General features: G+C 57.7%; 10 protein-coding genes. 4 read left to right on the forward strand and 6 right to left on the reverse strand.

The features are described from left to right. Positions 1 to 33: 33 nt before the first annotated feature. Genes KPG71_RS12745 through KPG71_RS12760 form a run of 4 tightly spaced genes read left to right on the forward strand, consistent with a single transcriptional unit; the run spans position 34 to position 9,737 of the window. Entirely contained in the window at positions 34 to 1,800 is a 1,767-nt protein-coding gene (locus KPG71_RS12745) for a hypothetical protein (protein WP_216338392.1), read from the forward strand. Next, complete coding sequence (locus tag KPG71_RS12750; protein WP_216338393.1) at positions 1,797 to 3,323, forward strand: hypothetical protein; 1,527 nt, start codon at positions 1,797 to 1,799, stop codon at positions 3,321 to 3,323. The genes KPG71_RS12745 and KPG71_RS12750 overlap by 4 nt, the downstream gene beginning before the upstream one ends. Then, positions 3,320 to 8,662 carry an FtsK/SpoIIIE domain-containing protein gene (locus tag KPG71_RS12755; RefSeq protein ID WP_216338394.1) on the forward strand — a complete coding sequence of 1,781 codons (5,343 nt, stop codon included), beginning with the start codon at positions 3,320 to 3,322 and terminating at the stop codon, positions 8,660 to 8,662. The genes KPG71_RS12750 and KPG71_RS12755 overlap by 4 nt, the downstream gene beginning before the upstream one ends. Positions 8,663 to 8,693: 31 nt before the next feature. Beyond that, positions 8,694 to 9,737: a bifunctional 2-polyprenyl-6-hydroxyphenol methylase/3-demethylubiquinol 3-O-methyltransferase UbiG gene (locus KPG71_RS12760; RefSeq protein WP_216338395.1), complete on the forward strand. Its 1,044-nt coding sequence runs from the start codon at positions 8,694 to 8,696 to the stop codon at positions 9,735 to 9,737. A 55-nt stretch (positions 9,738 to 9,792) separates the two neighbouring features. On the opposite strand, the gene KPG71_RS12765 is transcribed toward KPG71_RS12760, so the two are convergent. From KPG71_RS12765 to KPG71_RS12790, 6 genes are all read right to left on the reverse strand, one after another. Further along, entirely contained in the window at positions 9,793 to 11,775 is a 1,983-nt protein-coding gene (locus tag KPG71_RS12765) for a type IV secretory system conjugative DNA transfer family protein (RefSeq protein ID WP_216338396.1), read from the reverse strand. 8 nt (positions 11,776 to 11,783) lie between these two features. Then, positions 11,784 to 14,117 (reverse strand): relaxase/mobilization nuclease domain-containing protein, encoded by a 2,334-nt coding sequence (locus KPG71_RS12770; protein ID WP_216338397.1) that lies wholly within the window; start codon positions 14,115 to 14,117, stop codon positions 11,784 to 11,786. Beyond that, entirely contained in the window at positions 14,104 to 14,697 is a 594-nt protein-coding gene (locus KPG71_RS12775) for a transposase (RefSeq protein ID WP_216338398.1), read from the reverse strand. Before KPG71_RS12775 ends, KPG71_RS12770 begins: the two co-directional genes overlap by 14 nt. Before the next feature lie 561 nt (positions 14,698 to 15,258). Continuing rightward, a complete protein-coding gene (locus KPG71_RS12780) occupies positions 15,259 to 15,465 on the reverse strand; it encodes a hypothetical protein (RefSeq protein WP_007120662.1) in 207 nt (68 codons plus the stop codon). Between the two features lie 537 nt (positions 15,466 to 16,002). After that, complete coding sequence (locus tag KPG71_RS12785) at positions 16,003 to 16,932, reverse strand: DUF2493 domain-containing protein (protein WP_216338399.1); 930 nt, start codon at positions 16,930 to 16,932, stop codon at positions 16,003 to 16,005. A 687-nt stretch (positions 16,933 to 17,619) separates the two neighbouring features. Next, entirely contained in the window at positions 17,620 to 19,083 is a 1,464-nt protein-coding gene (locus KPG71_RS12790) for a hypothetical protein (protein WP_216338400.1), read from the reverse strand. Positions 19,084 to 19,087 lie beyond the last annotated feature (4 nt).

Genomic DNA, 19,087 nt, shown 5'->3' on the forward strand with positions numbered 1-19,087 from the left:
CGCCATTACGGTCCGATTTCTGCAACGGACAACATGTATGACGAGCTCATCCAAGCTGAGATTGATCGGAAAGGCATAGTGCCTCCAATCCAGATAACGCCGTCCAAACTTCCAGCAATACTTGAGAACTTTCGATCAAACGTGCCTAGGTCAGTGGTGCTCACTGGGACTGCTGGCGATGGGAAGACCTACCACTGCCGACGCGTGTTTGAAGAATTCGCTGATAATCCGCAGGAATGGCAAAAGGGGGAAAAGATTGTTTCCCTGCCACTTTCTGGGTCAGGAAAAACTCTTCGTATTGTCAAAGACCTCAGCGAACTGACGACAACCGAAAAAAACGATCTTCTACCCGGTTTCATGGATGCGATTGGCGATCAAAACTCTCCTAATGTTTATTTGGTAGCCGCGAACGATGGGCAGTTACTTGCGTCCTTGCGCGATTGGGCCGAGGCAAATGGTGAAGAGGCCTTCCGCACATTTGTCTCGATTGAGTCCATGCTTGTGACGGACAAGATCACCCGCGATGATCTCTCGCTCGACCTCTATAATCTCTCGCGCCTTGACGCAGCCAAGCATTTTCTTGCCATCATCGAACAGATTGTTGAGCATCCACAATGGGATAACTGCTTAGGGTGCGAGCTGCTTGATGCCGATGGAAACACACGCTGCCCGATCCGTATCAACAGGGATAGATTGCGCGCAAATGGCGGAGAGTCCCTTTTCCAGACGCGCCTCTCTCAGCTTCTCAGCCTTGCGCGGGCCAATCGCACGCACTTGCCCATCCGTGACCTTCTGCTCCTTAGTGTAAACATTCTGCTCGGTGACCGGGCGTCATCAAGCTTGCTGACGTGCCGGAAAGCCAAGAACCGTGCCGAGACGGACAACTACCGGATGACAAATCCCTACACGAATGTTTTTGGCGCTAATCTTCCCGAGAGACAACGTCAGCAATACCAGGCATTTACGGCGCTAGAGGGCTTCGGTGTCGGCCGAGAGACCGACAACCAAATCGATAACCTTCTTATCTATGGACGCTATAACAACGAAACAATCTTTGCTTCGCACATCGGGAGTGACCACTTCTACGGCGCAGATGCATACGCCCCTTTTCTCAGGGACTATCTCGAAGGCGAGCGAGAAAACATCACTGAGTTCATGAGAGCCTTGGCGAGGCAGCGCCAGAGACTATTTTTTACACTTCCGGATGACGGTGAGTTGAAGCCCTGGTCATTAAGTGTCTACCGCTCAGCTGATCTGTTCTTGGAATTTGGCCGGAGACTAACTGATAAGGCCGACATCTCTCGCATTTCTGAACTCTTGGTGCGGGGGCTCAACCGCACATTCTGCGGTATGATGATCGACGACGGCACGAAGCTCTATCTCTCCTCATCCGGCGGGGATGGACGCGGGCGCATAGCATCAATCCTTGAACACGAGTTGAGCGCGAGCCCGCAGCGACGTGATCCATACGTTCGTCTTTCACTAGCGTCCGATGACTTCACTCCCATTGTGCAAGTTATCGATCCAGCCGGAGGGCCTGAGACAGTCGTCGACCAGCTTGAACTACAACTTACACATTTTGAATACCTGATCCGCGTCGCACGCGGCAGCCTGCCCGCGAGCTTCTCTCGTCAGTGCTATGAGGACTTTTTGGATTTCAAGCTTCGGCTGATCGAGCGGCTCGACCAAATAATGGGGGCGCAGCCTGTGCAAGGCGAAGTGAGCCTTCGCGCCATTACTGTCGACCCAAGGGGGCGGCCGCAACCCGACAATATTCGCGTTCGTGTAGGTGACGCATGACACGACTTGATACTCCAACACATTACAAAGGCATTAAAGTCTGGGTTGACGAGGCGATCTGGGGACATCGTTTTTATAACGATCAGACCCCTTGGCTTGTTTTTCTGGAGTTCCTGTCCGTCTTTCGTTCCCGTGATCAAGTTCAGCACGGTCTAGCTGAGGTTCGAAATGAAGGCGCACACGAGCAGTTCACCTATGACACGCCGAGGCTGATACCCTTGCGTGAGCTAATCTTTAGCAACCCCCATATCCAGCATATTGATGCAAGTGAAAAGCTGGACGGTGAGAAATGGGACGCCTGGCTCAAGCAATTCGAGAGCGATCAAAGTTTCGCTTTTTTGCGAGACCGATGTGGCGAGTTTTCTGAGCTCGCAAGGATTGTCGAACTCTTCCAAAACACCGCTGTTGAACCACACAGGCAACGGAGATGGACAAGCCGCTTTTTGTTCCCTTACGGCCCCTATTGCCTTTACGCTGACTTGCCAAACAATCCCAATAGTAGTCCTGATAGACGCTTTTTCGCGCGTGGCGGGGAACTGTTGTACTTGATGCTCTCCCGCAGTGGCCAAGGCACCGAAATCGCCAAGTTGATTGGCGAGAAGATTCTACGGAGCGATAATTCCTGGAACCGCGTCGCTAAGGCACTACTCCCCGACGACCATCGGATCGATGCCAACTCCGTTACTGGAGGTATAGGCTATCTGCCATTTGCTCAGCGCGATGAATATAAAGAGCTTGCAAAGACATGGCGTCAGCTTCTTAGCCTTGATCTTCCAGGTAATGCAGTCATCGACCCCTTGGTGCGTCTTTCTGCGCTGCACATGCTCATCTACATGCTGCGTAGATCAATCGAAGAAACCGGTGATCAAGGCGAGCCTAGGTTTGTCCTTGAAATTCCAGCACCCAAAAAGACAACTCTATTCGAGATTTCAGCCGAGAACCTGCGCGCCAACCGCATGCTCACAAATCGAGCCGTTCGCGCGTACATAGACAGCGCGAAGAACGCCCCTGATTGGGAAGAAGCCTTGCAGAAGCGCGCGCCTGCTGACGCCGTTAGAGAGTACCTAACTGAGCGTTTTCAATGGGACCCGGAAGATGGTCCGGCCTCGGGCGACCCAGAGACGATCTTCAATGCCCTGAGAAGCTACGCTGAGAAACGGCATTCACAACACGTTTCAAAGGTGCATTTGGAATGGATGCGTCAAATCGGACTTGCTGTTTCTCGCCGAGGTGTGGGGACCTGGTACGCGCCCAATGATTCCCTCATCAAAGCGTTGGTTATGTGTACAGTTGATGGTGAGCGAGAAGAATATCATCGCTTTCTCGCCAAGCTTTACGACAGGTTTCGAATCGTAATCGCAGCTCCTGAAGCTGAAAAGGCTTACGGTCAGCTTCCGACGGATCAGTATGCGTTTTCACAGAACGCGCAGCGTCTTGAACAACGCCTTAGGACGTTGGGCTTGCTTCGGCGCCTGTCAGATGACTGCGCATATGTCGAAAACCCGTTCAGGAGGCCACTATGACTAGGACCGAGCTAATCGCGGCCGTGGCAACCGCCTCATTGAAAGAGCAGTTGTCCGGGGAACCTGAGGGTACACAGCGCATATGCATGTTGGGCCTCGACGCTGAAGTCGTTCGCGCAGTGGCGCAGGCTGTAATCGCAGATGGCGAAATCTCAAACGAAGTGATGGTGAGAGTGGGCACCGTCTTCGATCCGAATGGGGATCTGCCCACGGAAACAAGGAGCGATGAGTCCATCACTCATTGGCGGCACTGCCGCCTCCCAGACGACAAGCGCGCCGTCCTCTTTGCTGCCTCGCAGGATGAGCTGCAAAGAAACGACAAGAGCGTCGAGAAGGTGACGCGGATTGAAACTGATAAACTCAGGCTTCGATATGCGGATTGGATGCACTGCGCGGGCCTTACAGATCGGTTTCTTGATCAAAAGAAGAGAGAGCACTTAGCGGCTGCCTTGCAGGCTGCAAATGAAACACACGCAGCGCGGACGATTGAAACCTTTTCGGCTTTCGTATTGGCAATCTCGGACAATGTTATTTCAAAAGGTATGCCTTTGCAGAAGGCGGTAGATAATGCCCTGCCAGCACTAAGACTGCCGCGCAGCGCAGGCGACTTCGACAGAATCCCTGAAGCAAAGCGCGCGAGGAGTGCCGAGTGGGCTAAAATTTTTCGGCGACTTCATCAGAACGTTCGGCCTCTACTTGTTCGTGAAAACGAACGTGGAGACCCTATAGACGAACAGCTCGCAGAAAATCTTACTGCTGTTGGAGGTCGCCTGGAGCAACCTTCAATAGATATCATTCAACGGTTTTTGGATGATGATCTTTCTGCTGATGTCTGGCGGCAAAGCCAAGAAGACGTTGTTGAGCTCGATTGGCGCTCCGTTTCAGAGGTTTTTTTGGGCCCTAGGCGCCCAGACCGACTTCCACTTGGCGAGAAAACCGTCAAGTTCTTTGATGATGAGTTTGATGACTTGCTCGAAGACGATGAGCGGACCCTTCTGCTTGCTCCATTTCCAAAGGACCCCACAGACGATCTCGCAGCGTTGTTCGACCATTACCAGGAGCACATTGCACGTGATAAAGCACTCTACGCCGCTTGGGAAAAATTTGCCTTCAATAATCCAAAGCCATACTCTGACTTCTTCGTCGGTCTGATCGAGACTCTACAAAGACTCCGTGACCGAACAAACGATATCGAGCTAAAATCAAAAAAGCTGACTGTGCGTATTCCGCGCAGTCGTGAGAAGAGCTTTTGGCGCGGGAAGAACGCAGCTGTCGCCAGATATTTTGCGTTCCGTTTTCGCGGCATTGAACATCTATTCGGCTCTGACGTGACCTTTGACTTCGGAAAGATGCAGGATTTCTATTTCCCGAATGTGGACGCCGATCTTGCACGTAGCACATCCGGAGCCAAGGATGCTCGAAGTCTCAAGTTCGAAGTTGAACTCGACCCAGACGGCGCCAAAGCAAAGCTTCTCTTTATTTGGGAGATGTCCCCAGCCGCGCTCGCCTGCTCAATGGCAGATGATCTTGTCAGGATCGCGAATGCACAAGGAGACCGCGTACTTCTACCGACAGCCGATATTGCCCGGCAATCAACGAGTGCGAAGGGGCGTATACAGCGCATCGATCTGATGGAGGTAAGCACCATCCGGGATGCGCTGAATGGCAGTAACGGTACGATGGTCGCACCCAATAGAGCCAGTGGCGACCGTAGCGAGGCTTTCCTCGGCGAACTCGACAAACTATCAGGGCTGATCTCGCCCGAAGGAAGCGCAGCCATTCGAGATGCCTTCGAAGCCTTCCGTGAAGGGTATGCCGAGGCGATCCGAGCGTGGGTTGGCACTGACGGTGAGGGTATCGCCGCTGACAGTCTTATAACCCAGGCTAATAGATACGGTGATCTCCTTGAAGCGCTTATGGTTCATGCCAACAACGACCTTGCGCGAGAGACGCTTTGGAAAGAACTGCTGCGAGTAGGTGTTGCCAACGTTGGTGACGGCGCGTCGGCTGCGATTGTTCTTCCTTGGCACCCCCTGCGCCTTGCAGAAATCCACATCAAGGCTCACCAAACTGCTGAGCTTGTAAAGAGCGTGCTAGCAGCTGAAGAGAAGGACATATTCCGCGCCGACCTGCTCTTTGGGCAGAGAACCCTAGAGTTGCAGTCCGACTACTATCCGGAAGTCTGTATCGGCTTCGCCGAAGATCAAGCCATCCTGCTGTCCGTTGCTGAGTCCTCTTTCGATTACAGTTTAGCGGAACAACCCCGGCGTGGTGGCAACGGCAATGTCGAGGATGCGCTTGATGTTGAGCCTGGCGTCGCCGCCAAGGCCTTCAGCGCGGTCGGGGAACAGTTCTTGAATTTGCTTCCCCACGAGCGGACAAATTTCTCGGTTGTGCTATACAATGCGGAATCTAAGGCGCTTCCGAGCGCGCTTGCGGCGGAGCTTTCTAGCAAAGTTGAGCAAGAGAACGAGCTTCAATGCGACCTTCTCCTGACGCATTCGCAGCCGATGCGGATGCGCAAGGTTTACGAACAGCAAAATGTCGCAGTCAGCGATGATACCGGTTCGGTAATGGCGAGTGAGGCAGCCCGGAACTTCCTTTCAAGACTACGTGTCGGGTTTCTTGACGAAAGCGCAGTCACTGACGACGAAGACACCCGCGCGGCCGACCTTGTCGCCCTTCAGGATGTCATCGCCCGCAACGCAGAGCTACGTTGGAAGCGCGCCCCCGGAACGCAACGTCCGGACTTGATCTCTCATGTTCCCCACCGCTGGTCTCGCCGACGTCCTGTAGGAGCTGCGGATACGGCAACTTCCGTATATTTGACAGCTCCAGTGCAGCCGCAGGTAGGCCAACGATATCTGAATGCCATTCAGCTTTTCCTCGAAGGCGACAACGCACGTGCAGAAGACGTGATCCCCGCACGTGAGGTGAACTTCAAAGACACCCAAATCGCCGACGTCTTCAAAAACGCTCACCGCATTGGGGAATGGGTGGTCAATTACGACGAGCTTGTGGACCGTCGGCTCCTTTCGAACAACGGTGTTCAGGTCATACGACACATCCATGATCGCGGGGTCGACCGAAACATTACAGTATCGACGACGGCCAAGCCGCGCCTACTGCAAACCCTTATCAAGCAGCGCTTGGACCATATCGACCCAACCATCGTTGCAACTCATGGGATTGCCGCAGTTGACCGGCTAACCGAACAAGCCAACCAGCTCTCCGGCCATGTCGTGATGCGCGCCGCGCGGTACGGGCGCTACGCAAATGAGTTGCTGGGTGTCGTCCTCTCTATGGAAGAACTGAAACGCGGCCTCGGCGACCCTACTCTTCCAACAGGATGGTATTGCCTTGACGATTTCGCTTCCTGGTTTGGACAAAAGGAAGAGCAAATTGCCGACATCATGGCGATTGCGCCACGCATCGAGGACGGAAAGCCCGTTCTAAAGATCGCGATTTCCGAGGCGAAGTTCGTTACAGCACGCGGATACCGGTCACAGGCAAAGAAATCTGCAAAACAGCTCGAAGAAACCGTTTTGCGCTTGGGCCGGGCACTCGATCCCCAGGGTGCACGGATTGACCGTGAACTCTGGCTACATCGCATCGGTGATTTCATGATCGAAGGCATGCAGCCCTTTGATCCGGAAATACTCGGCGGATGGGACCTGCATAAGTGGTCAGAGGAAGTTCGCCTCGACCACGTGCCAATTGCGCTATCCGGTTTCTCGCACGTCTTTGTTCACGATGATGATGAATATGTTGATGCAGGCGGCTCTACTCAGTTAAAGGGCGCTTCTCACTGTATTCAGCAAGTGTTTGACAAACCGCGCGTCGCTTCTCGGCTGCGTGCCTTTGCCGTTGATCAACTTCCTCAAACTGAGGTTGGCGATATTGATCCCAGGGACCCTTGGGAAACGGCATTAATTTCACGCGCCGTGAATGGTGCAGTGCCTGATGAAGGCTCGACACCTCCGAACGAAAAAATGGATACGGAGACGTCCAATCAAGAAGAGGTAAGTTCGTCGTCCACGGAGACTGGCAGCGCCGATCCTGTTCAGGTCGAAACAACTGCTGATGAAAATTCAAACACGACAGAACTGACGGGCGCCGAAAAGAAAGACGAGGGCTCTGCGGCGCCCGAGATCACCAATATGCCATCCGCTGAGTTGGCATCCTGGCTCAACAGTTCCGGGACAAACGACGACGATGATGATGCGCAACGTTGGCTTGAAGAAACAGTCATCAATCTGCAGCGGGCGCTTCGCGGATACGATATGACTGCAGAGCTGATCGGATCACGCTTGACGCCCAACGCTGCACTCATTCGCCTTCGGGGCTCAGATGACCTCACGCTTCCCAAGGTCGAAAAGAGACGGCAGGAACTCCTGACCTCTCACGCCATAGATGTCATTAATCTCCTGGCGGCACCGATGGAGGTTATTGTCATGGTGCGGCGCCCGAAGCGTGCCATCCTTAGGTTGAGAGACCTTTGGAGACTTCGTGAGCTGCCGGAAACCGCCCCTGAAACAAACACGAGCTTGCTTATTGGCGCCAAGGAGGCTGACGGAGAGCTGCTATACCTCAATGTTGGAGAGGGATTTGCTGGCCAGCAACCTCATGGTCCGCACACGCTGATTGCAGGTGAGACCGGAAGCGGGAAAGGCGTTCTGGTACAGTCTTTGCTACTCGATATCTGCGCAACAAACAGCCCTGAGAGCGCACGGATCAGAATGATCGATCCGAAGGCGGGGATTGATTTCCCGTGGCTTCGTCGAATGCCGCACCTCGATGGTGATCTCATTACCTCAAGAGAGGAGGCCATTGAGACACTTGAGGAGCTTGTTGAAGAGATGGAACGACGCAACCGTCTTCTCGCAGACGCGGGTGTGACCAAACTTGCAAATTATAATAAGAAAGTGCCGCCTAGCGAACGTCTGCCAAGGATATGGGTCTTTCACGACGAACTTGCGGATTGGATGCTGATCGATGACTACCGTGATGCTGTCGAGCTCAACGCGAGCCGCCTTGGTGTGAAAGCCCGCGCCGCAGGGATCAATCTGGTCCTCATAACGCAGCGACCAGACAAGGATGCCCTCCCGATGCAGCTCCGCGCCAACTTGACCAACCGGCTTGTTCTAAAGGTTGCGGACAAACGAAACTCTGTTCTAGTGCTCGACGAACCAGGGGCGGAAAGACTCTTGGGGCGTGGCCATCTCGCAGCCAAGTTATCTGGCGAAGGCGAGATCATATTGGCCCAAGTTCCCTTCGCAGATGAAGACGAGATGGCGGAGCTAGCAGATTTGATACGCAGTGCCTGGTCGCGAGAATAACACGATTGCCACAATCGAAAGGCATCAGTCCATGGACCTAAAGAGTGAAGCATACCAGCAGAACTATCAGCAGTTCCGCTCGCTAAACCAGATCATGTGGCAGATTCCAGTTCTGGCAATGACACTTACAGGCGGCTTATGGTTTGGGGTTTCGCGCATACCAGAGAACACATGGCTTGTTACTGCTTTGCTGCTCACAGCGGTCGTAGGAAATGGAGCGCTTTTTGCGGTCCTGTTTCGCTTCCGGCACGTAATGGACTGCTATCTTGCCTGGTTGCGGCAAGCCGCGCCGGACGGATTCGTAGACGCGAGCGCAAACTCAACCACCGACAGTCGGCTAGAAAGATTCTGCAATCGCGACAAAACTGTTCGCAATTTGTTCTCCTTTATGCTTTGTTGGTCCGCGTTGTGCAGCCTCGCGCTCTTAGGTGCCTTCTGGTACGAACAAACATTCCAACAGGATCCCATGACGAAGAACCTAGACGCTATAGAATTCTACGATCAGCATGCAGCAGCTCTGGCCGACAGTTACGAGGCCGTATCCTTTGAAGATGCCTATCCTTTTCTGATTTCAACGCTTCCAACGAAGAGCTTGAGGATCATCGACATAGGTTCTGGCAGCGGTCGCGATGCGGCTTGGTTTGCATCCAAAGGTCATTCCGTCATCGCGGTGGAGCCTTCATCATCTATGCGAGCACTTGCTAAAGCCATTCATGAAAACGGTGGCATCGAATGGATTGATGGGCAGCTTCCTGAGTTAAGTCACCCACTTCTGTCAGGAGCCAAGTTTGATATTGCTCTGATGAGTGCTGTGTGGATGCACATTCCCCCAGAAGAAAGAGCACCTTGTTTGGCGCGACTCTATGAATTGCTTTCCGATGAAGGCGCTGCATTCGTCACATTGCGAATTGGCCCGTCTGACAAAGGCAGAAGCATGTATTCTGTTGATGCAACAGAGTTCGAGCAATCCGCTCAAAAGGCTGGTTTCTCTGTTAATTCCGAAGGCGAATTTGCAGATATTCTTGGGCGGCCAAATGTGCGATGGCTAGCATACAGGCTGTCCAAGGGGCCTTAGAACCGCAACCGTAAAATACGTACGTCAAATCTGACGCTAAATGCGTTGGTCAAGTTCAGTTTTCTGAGATACGAGCTTCCAACATACCAAGATTTTTTAAAGCGGTTTCAAACACTTGAACGTCAGCATTCTCTCTTTGGCCATCCATTGAATTCTCGTCAAAGAAATCCATCTCCATCTGTCGCTGCTCCTCGGCGACGACGGCTTGAACGACGGGCGCAGTCTTCTTTGGAGCACCTTCGTTTTGCCCTGACGGGTAACCGCCAGATACTTGGCTTGCGCTCTCCATATCCACATCAGCTTCACCTCCGCGGGGCACGTCCGACGGCGGCGTCATCGGCATGGCGCGCATACTCAACGGCAAATTGCCCTGCGCCCCCCCGCCCCCCGGCTCCGGAAACGGCAACTCGCCCGTCTGTGCTGCGTGGATCGCCTTGAACAGCCGATCGTCGAAGTACTGAATTCGCTTCGCTCGGACCGGCATTTGCGCATCGATCACCATGACGATCTCGTCGAGCGGTAGGCGGCGCGCCTCATCTTCGGGCAGGAGAGAGCTTTCTTCGGTCCGGGTGGACTGGCTACGGCCCTCGAAGGGGTTCTTGCCGATGGACTGGGATCGCGTGATGACGGTCTTCGTGGTCTTGCCGACCGCCTTGCTCAGTTCCTCGACAGTCTTCTCATCGGAGGGTGTCAGGTAGAGTTTCACGCCGGCATTCCCTTGCAGGGCGCGGCGGGTGTTTTCGCCGTAGATTTCATCGAGGGCGGGGATGGTTTGGGTGACCACGGCCAAATGGCCGCGATAGGTCCGCAGGGTCTCGATGCTCTCGACCACGATGGGCATTTTGCCCAAACGATTGAACTCATCGAGCATGATCATGACCGGCCAGGGCTCATCCGGTCCGGGGTCCTTTTCCTGCATGGCGGAGAGGAGATCGGAGAAGAAGAGCCGGATCAGCGGTGCCAGGGGTTTCACCATCAGGGGCTGGACGACAAGATAGACCGAGAAGGGTGTCTTGCGGATCGTGCGGAAATCAAAGTCTGACACCGCCGTCGCCTCATCGATGGCCGGGTTCTGCCATTGGTCGAGCCCCGAGGTCATCAGGAGCGAGACGTAAGAGGTCAGGGTGTCATTGTTGGTCGAGGCCAACCGCGTGAAGATCAGCTTGGCCGCACGGTTGTCGACCTCGTGACCCCGCGCGAAGTATTCCTTCTGCTTGTTCCCGCCCGAGGCCGCGATGCGGTAGATCTCGCCCAAGGTGGGGCGCTTGCGCTGGAAGGCCAGCAGACCTGCTGCCACAAAGAGATCGATCCCGCCCTTGAGCAGCCCCTGCACCCGGTCATTGTCGCTCTGCAGGAACAGCGTCGCCAGGAGCTGCAGTTCCATCTGCTGGCGCGCGGGATCTTTCAGCTCGAAGATACGCAGGAGCGGGTTGTAGCGATGCGTGCGCTTGCCCTCCCAATCGGTGGGGGCAAAGCGATAGACCTTGTCGCCTTGGGCTGCGCGGTGCCGAGCCGTGGCCTCAAAGCACTCGCCCTTCACATCGAGCGTCACGGCGGAGCCTTGCCAGGTCAGCAGGTTCGGAATGACGAAGCCCGTGGTCTTGCCGCGGCCCGTGGGGGCCACGATCAGCGCATGCGGGAAAACCTTGGAGCAAATGTAATTGGCGCGGGAGCCCGGCGTCCCCAGCTTGCCGAGGATGAACCCGGTCCCTGGCGCCCCGAAGAACCCATTGGCCTTCATCTCGCGCGCGGTCTGCCAATGGGTCTGGCCAAACCGTGTCAGAGCGGACCCCGAGAGGGCGAGGCTCAACATCAGGCCGGCGGCGGCGAAGCTGCCGATGATCAGGTGAATAAGTTGCGCGTCCTCCGGGCGGCGGTCCAGGATCGCAAGATAGTTCTGCGCGATATAGGCAAAGTCGATCTCGGCCCCAAAGCCGAGATCCTGGTAGGTCAGCACCGCCGAGGCGATGGTATAGCCCATGGCGGCGGTCACCAGCGTTACCAACAAGACACCGGTCGCGATCCGCGCCTTTCCCATGGGCGCGCTCAATGGACCTGACCCCGCTCGGTCTCGCCATCCACGTCTGTCGCGCGGTGTTTTTCGTATTCGGTGTCAGCCAGATCATCGACCACCTGGCGCAGGGCCTCCGTGTTGGCCGTCGCGGCATCCGATTGCAGGTAGACCTTGGCGACATAGAGCCGGTCGAGGCGGTCCTCGAGAACCTGTTCCAGCGCATCGGCATCGCCGGATGTGAGCCGGTCGAGTTGGCGGTTATCAAGCACCCGCGCGATCTCGTCGCGGAAGGCGTCCCGCTCCGCCTCGGTCTCGAAGGGCGCGGACAACTCCCCGGCCCGTTCATGGTCCAGCACACGCACAATCTCGTCTGCGAGGCGGTCGGCACGGTCAGTCTGCGGCGCCGTTTCATCGCGGGTGGCTAGACGTTCGTCACGCGTGCCAACCCCAAGCCCCTCGCGCAACTCGTTGTCGCGGCGAACCTGATTGATGGCCTCCGTGTCCCGGGTCTCGACGACGGCGGCATAGGTCGCGCCGAGCCCACGGGCGAGGTGGGAGGGCATGTCCGGATAGCGCGCTCGTAAATCATCCGTGACAGCATCTGCAACGGGCGTGCGGAGGTCGCGTCCTTCCATGATGCGGTCGACCTCGCGGGTGATCTCGCTGGCGCGGGCCGCATCGGCAATGGTCTCCCTGTAAGGTTCAGACCGGTCAATCACATCGCCAGGGCGTGCGAGCAGATCCGGGTGTGCCTCGAGATACGCGCGCTGTTCCGTCTCGATCCGGCGCTCCGCCCTTGAGACAACCTCCCTGTCCCGGTCCTCGATCTGCTGCGCGCTCAGGCCGTCTGCGCGCATCTCCTGACGGATTGTCCCTTCCATCGCCCGGACCGCGCCCTCGTGATAGTGGAACCGCTCTCTGACCGGTTCCGCTTCCACGACACCATCCCGGCGCAGCACGTTTTCCCGCTCCAGAAGCGTGCCAAGCGCGACATGCACATCGTTGAGAACGTCGCGCGCCTGTTCCAGATCAGCGCGGCGTTCAAGGTTCAGATCGCGCGCCTCGGCCACCTTGGAGAGATCATCGGCGATCCATTGATGCTCGAGCGCTGCATTTGAGGCGCCCGTCTCGATCCGGGCGACCACTTCCGATGTGCTGATGCCCGTGCCGCGCAGGGCCGCGTCGATCCGTGAGCGCAGGCGCGGCTCAGTGAGGCGTTCGAGCTCGCTCTCTTGGATGTTTGCCTCGGAATAGACCCCGCCCTCCGAGGGCGCCTCTGACAACGTACTCGAACGCAATCCGAGCGGCTGCATGTGCTGGACCTGCGTCTGGATCTCGATCAGGCGTTTTTCCAGCATGGGACGTTCCACGTCAGACTTCTCGGCGATCATGCCCTGCACCCGCGCGAGCTTTTCCGCATAGAGGCTGCTGAGATCCTCGAAACTTTGATCCTCGGCCATATACACATCTCCTATTCGGTCCACCTGCCCGCCACGCGCCAGCACCTCGCCCGCGCGGAAGAGCGCCGCCGCGATATCCTCGCGGGCCTCCCGGGAGGCTTCCGCGGCAAGCGAGTGGTAGACGGTTCTGGTGTTGGCGATCTCCGCCAGCGTCCGCGTCAGGTCCTGCCCCACACGTTCCCGCTCGCGGGGCGCGCGCCCCTCGTCCTTGGCCGCATAGACCTCGCTGGTGCGGGCCGGGTAATGTACAACTCCGCGATCCACCCGACGCGTGGCTTCCAGGCGCACGCCGTACTTCTCCGCCTCCTCGACCATGGCGAGGCGGAGGTCGTCATAGTTGAAGCGGTGGTTGCGCCCGAGGAAAAAGAACTCGCCTTCCTGCGAGCGGCGGTTCAACACCAGATGCGCATGCGGGTGATCGCGGTCTTCATGCACCGCGATGATGTAGTCGAAATGCCCCGCGTCACTCTGGAAGAACCGCTCGGCCACATCGGTCGCGATGTCGCGCACATCCTCTCCGCGCGTGCCGATGGGGAAGGACATGAGCAAGTGGGTGGTCTGGCCGAGCTTGGGCTTGAAGCCCGCATCCCACCGCTTGGCAAAGCGCTCGGTCAGATCCTTGATGTCACGCGCCTCGAGCTTCGCCTTGCCATCCAGAAACCCACTCGAGTCTACGATATGGGTGGACTTCGTGGTGAGGTAATCAAGCTGGTTTGCGAGCTGCGATTTGGTATGCGTACCGCCGCCCAGGATCGCCTTGAAGACGGCCGGCCGATGCCCTGCCGCCGCGCGCACAAGCTGGCTCTGCTTGGCCACGTGCAGCCCCTGCATCGAGCCCCGGATCCGGCTCCAGCCGTCCCGGAAGACCTCGCCCGTGACAGCATCGACGGCATCATTCAGCCGCATGGGCAAACTCCCTCAGCGCGGCCGTGGCCTCGAGCTGCATCGCGTCGCGACGGCGGCGCAGGAGCAGGTCAATCTCGTCAGCGGAATCCAGGATGAATCGCGCCAGCCCGCGCATCTGCGCAAGCCGCAATTCGGAGAACTCGGCACGCGTGCCACCATCAGCCCCCTGCCCCATCCGGTTGGCCCGCGTCATCTGCTTGGCGATCTGCGCGACACCATTGCCAACCTCGTGCAGAGAGGCGCGGTAGCGCGCCATCTCTGCTGCCATCTGCGCGTCCGGAACGAACACCCCGCCTGCGGCCTGAATGAGCCGCCGCAATCCCTCGGCCCGGCTCTCGATCCCCGCCTCGGCCAACACCTCGTCGAGCGCCGCAAGCTCCGCAGCCGTGACCTTCACACTGACCGCCGAGACCGGGATCGCGGCATCGGCCTGGCGCTCGGCATCGGCTTTCAGGACGTAGCGCACTGCCCGCGATGTGACCTCGAAACGCATCGCCAGCTCAGACGTCGACACACCCTCCGCGGCCTCGCGGACGATCTGCATCTTCTCGATCTCTGTCAGGCGTTTTGTTCGGGACATGCGGAAGAAAGACCCCCTATTTCCTGCCACCTTCCACCAAGGCTGCCCCTACCTTACGATAATATACCTATATGTCAATTATATACTTACGTCGCACTCAGTCTTAGGCAGCCTTGGTGTCCGCTTCCCCCGGGGCCCGCAGGGGCGCGGGCCTGCCCACTCGCCATCAAGAACCCCACCTGTCCGATGGGGCCCCTTCCCCAGCACCGCCCGAGGGTCTGACCGAACACGCATGTGTTCGGTCAGACCCTCGGGCGGGCGCAAACCCCACCGACAGGGCGGACAGGCAGGGTCAAGGAGGGCCAGATTTGGCTTGCCAAATCTCTGCCGCAAAAACCGGGAGGCCCTGGCCGATAGGTTTTTGCGGATGGCCCCCTTGAGGCTGACTGGCCGGTCTGTCGCGGCCTGATCATTCCGGGCGGAGTGCGTCCGTTGAACGCGCAGCGAACGGCACCAAGAAGGGTCGCTGCCGGCGATCACCCGCGCCGGTGACGGCATCCCTGGAACAGGGATCGGGCCGCCCCAAGATCGTCCCGGGGCGGCCCATCCTCGTCAGAGGATTCAGTCCTGGGGATCCTTCGCGCTCGGCGGGAACATCACCAGCTCCGAGACCGCGACCGGGAAGTCGAGCTTGAGGCTGAAGAACTCCGAGCCGTCCCCGTTGCGAGTGTTGCGGAACATCGCGCCCACGCGCTGAAAACGGGTGCGCTCCTGGCCATCGGTGTCGGTGAACTTGACGGGGACGGTGGCGACGTAGTGGTTGGTCATTTGGGTTACTCCTTGTTGCGATGGGGATCACCCAGCACGGGGGCAAGAGGCCCGGTCGCAAGCGCAAATGCGGAGGGTCCGCGGCTAGCCGTGGAAGCCGTATTTGTGCTTGCCGGAGCGAAGCGCAGGGCACGATTGGGCCGACCCCGTGCGATCCACATCTATGAGCAAAAAGGAGTGACACGGATGACCCTTGCCATCACGCCGACGCCACCATCCGCGTTCGCGTCCCGCCGAGCCTGGCCGGGGTGCTGACGGAGCCCGCCCGCGTGGGTGTGATGTTCCGAAACACCACCCGAGGGATGCGCAAGTCTTCAGCCTCAAGTGCGACATCTCGATCCCTCGCTTCTTGCCCCGCTAACGATGTGCGTGAGGTGCGCACCATCCCGAGCCCATACCGATGCGGATGGACCGCACTCTGACGGACCGGGTAGAGGGATAACGGTACTGGACGCCGCAGACTGCCGATCACGCGTGACCGATCGCACGCACCATGAGACATGACGAAAGGGCCGCGCCAAGCGCGACCCCCTCTCTTCAATCCTGCGCAGTCTTCTTCGCCGGGTCCGCAACCCGCATGACCGTCAGGCCTTTCGCTTCCGCCTTCTGCCCGAGGTTCAGCGCGACCCCGTTGCCGCCGAAGAGTACAACCCCCGTCGCCGCGAACTTGTCGTCCAGCATTTCGTCGTTGCACTTGAACGGTGCCGCCCGCCCGTGTGCGGACCAGCGCGGATCGAAGCGCGCCTGCGCGACCCCGCGTGCCCGGGCCCACCGGGCCGCAATCATCTCCGCCCCGTGCTTGCCACCCTTGTGGCAGAGGAAGATCTCCTGGTTGCGGTTCTGCTTGATCCGTTCGCGAACCTTGTCGAGTGTGTTGAAGATCACATCGACATCGGTCCAGTCGGTGGCGCCCGAGACAATCAGGGGCACGCCCTCGACTTTCGACTTCTCGGCGGTTTCACGGTCGTGCTGCTCCAGCAGTTGCCGCGCCTCGAACACTGCCCCGGTCTCTTTCGCCCGGACGCTTGCGCGCGACCCGGCTGCCGGGATGAAGGCGTGACCGGTCTCGATCTCGTAGCACTCCGCCGCCGCCTCGCTCATCACCTCGATGGCGCCAACAATCTCGCGCAATTGCAGAAAGCGCGCCTGCGCCTCTTCGAGCGCGGTCTCGGCGATTTCCGATCCGTCGTGGGATTTTGCCAGCGCGCCGATCTTGTCGGCGATGCGGTCGACCTCCTTACCAAGCGCGACTTTCCGGCGCTGCAGGATCGTGGCGAGCCCATGGGCCAACGGTTCGATTTCAGCCTCAAGGCCGGTCCCGCGCAGCGGACCGAGCAAAGCCTCGAAGCTTTCGCGGATGATGTGGTCGGTCAGGATGTGATCTTCCGGGATCGGCAGCTGCGCGTCCTTCTCGGTCAGTCCGAAAAGCTCGATGGTCTCGTAGGTGTTCGCATTGTCGTAAGCCATGTCTGGTCTCCAGTGTTCGGTTCCAAGGCCACCACGTGAGTGTGGGGGCATGGCCGAATGCCTGGTTTCCGAATCTGCCCGGGTCAGGGACGGCGCAGCCGCCGGCTTGCCGGGCGCAAAAGTTTTCCGCGCGCAGCACCCGACACACGCGCGCCCTCAGGCACGGGACCGCGCCGCACCACAAGCGCCGCCCTCGCCGAAAAGTTTTGCGATCCTTGACGCGGGCTGATTTGGGGGCCATCCGGAGGATATGCTTCCGCGCTCATGTGTGTGTGTTTTGACGGTAGGTTTGCCCGACCTGAGCAGGCAAACGGCCTGACCGGACGCGGGAGACGGATGAAGCGGCGGGATCGTTTTGCCCCGCAAAACAGACCAGAGCGCAATCCGGCGGAGCGGCCGGGGAGGAACGTGCTCGCGAGGCGGGCAAACCGGGATGCCAGGCGCGACGCCGCGGTGAGGCCGCATGGCCGAATGCGCGACGGACCGAAGGGCCGTTCTATGCAGTGCGTTGGCCGCCATTGCTGGTGGACACAAACAAACGGACATCAACGAGTTGCTGCTCTCGAAAAACGCCAAATCCTTTTGACTGGCGCACCAATTACTGCGTGTCGATTGATCGCACGGTTGATCACCGAGAGGCACTTTAAACGGCGGCGAACCTTTCCCCATTTAGTTTCTGCGATTAGGCTAGCTTTTCTGAGGCTCGGTTGCGACGATAGCTCTATTCGCAATCCGTTCACAAACCTTGCGATCTCCAGCTGCTCGCCAGTCATCAACCTCGGATGTCGCGATCCTATCATGAATAACCGCTTGAACGCGCTGGACTGCTTGAGGATCATCAGTAGCGACCCCAATGGGGATCGGAATATGAGCTCGCTCGGCCACCACGTGCGACACAGCAACAACCCAATGACCCGGCTTCAAGAGCAACTCAAGAGCCTGAGGCAAATCTTCGCCTAATCCCATAGGCAATCTGGTGGAGTCTGAGGGCGGCGTCGAGAGAAGCAGCGCCGCGCCAAAGGGACCATTTTGTTGCCTAAGAAACCAAGTGTATTCTGTGTCGCGTTCTGTCCCCTTTCGGACGCGAAAGACGGCGCTCACACTAACCTCTTTCGTGTGGTCGAACCGCCTTCCATTCTTTGAAAGCCGTCTTATGGCAGGATCAATGTCCGCATCAAGTCGCCAGGCATCACCTTCTGGTGGTGACCAAAAAACGATAGGAGGATCCCCAAAATCTGCGCTCAATTGCTCAGTGTCAACTCCGCCTGATGTTACAAATGACGGTAAAGACTGAGATATTAGCTGTCCTTGGCCACTGGTCACAATTTCGCCGGATCGCACCCTGCGAGCCCAATCTACGGGGTCCAAATGGGGCGCCCCTGGAAGTTCTTCGATAAAGCGCCCGATCCAAGAGATAGCTTTCTCGCCGTCTTGCGGAGTTGAAGCAGCAGTAATTCCCTTTCGAAACGCCTCAGCGCAAACCTCACGCCTCTCAGGAGAAGTCAGGGAACCTAAATCTATCCTAGAGACGTCGACATATGCGGCGTTGGAGGTGGGCGCCAGGACCACTGGCGCTCTAATGGCGGACGAGTCCCGCCCGAGTGGGACTACATTTGCGATCCGCGCTAAACCAACGGCTTGTGAAGAACTATCGCCGCTCCTTTCTGAGTGTTTGCGTGCTCGCCAAGCAAAAAAGCCATCCCGGAATGCTTTTGTGGCCTCGGGGCGCCCATCCTCACGGAGTTGCGTGCTCTCAAGAGGCAACATCCAAGGCCGTGCCTTCTCTCGCGGGGCTTCTGCAAAAGCGGTATCTTCAAAGGCAATTGTATCGGTAACCGGTTCTCTGTTCTGACCTTCGGAGTTTGGGTCGATTGCCTTTTTCCCTTCAGCGGTCAGCAGCAAATCAGGACCGCTCCTCGTGATGAGAGCATTAGTCGCAAGTTGAGAGGCAATAACGTCGAACTCTGCTGGCGCCAGACCAAGGTACTGCATCAACGCGGTTTCTGGCAAACGCTCGGCAATGAAAAGAGCCTTCAAGCAGGCCTCAGCAGGAGCTTCCAGTATCGGTTTACGCCGAAGTATCGCATCAATACGGTAACGGCGGGTTCGGGCTTCCAGGCAGACGGTAGCAATGGTTGCATCTTCTGACATCTTC

The organism is Roseovarius sp. PS-C2 (assembly GCF_018862045.1).
GTDB lineage: Bacteria > Pseudomonadota > Alphaproteobacteria > Rhodobacterales > Rhodobacteraceae > Roseovarius.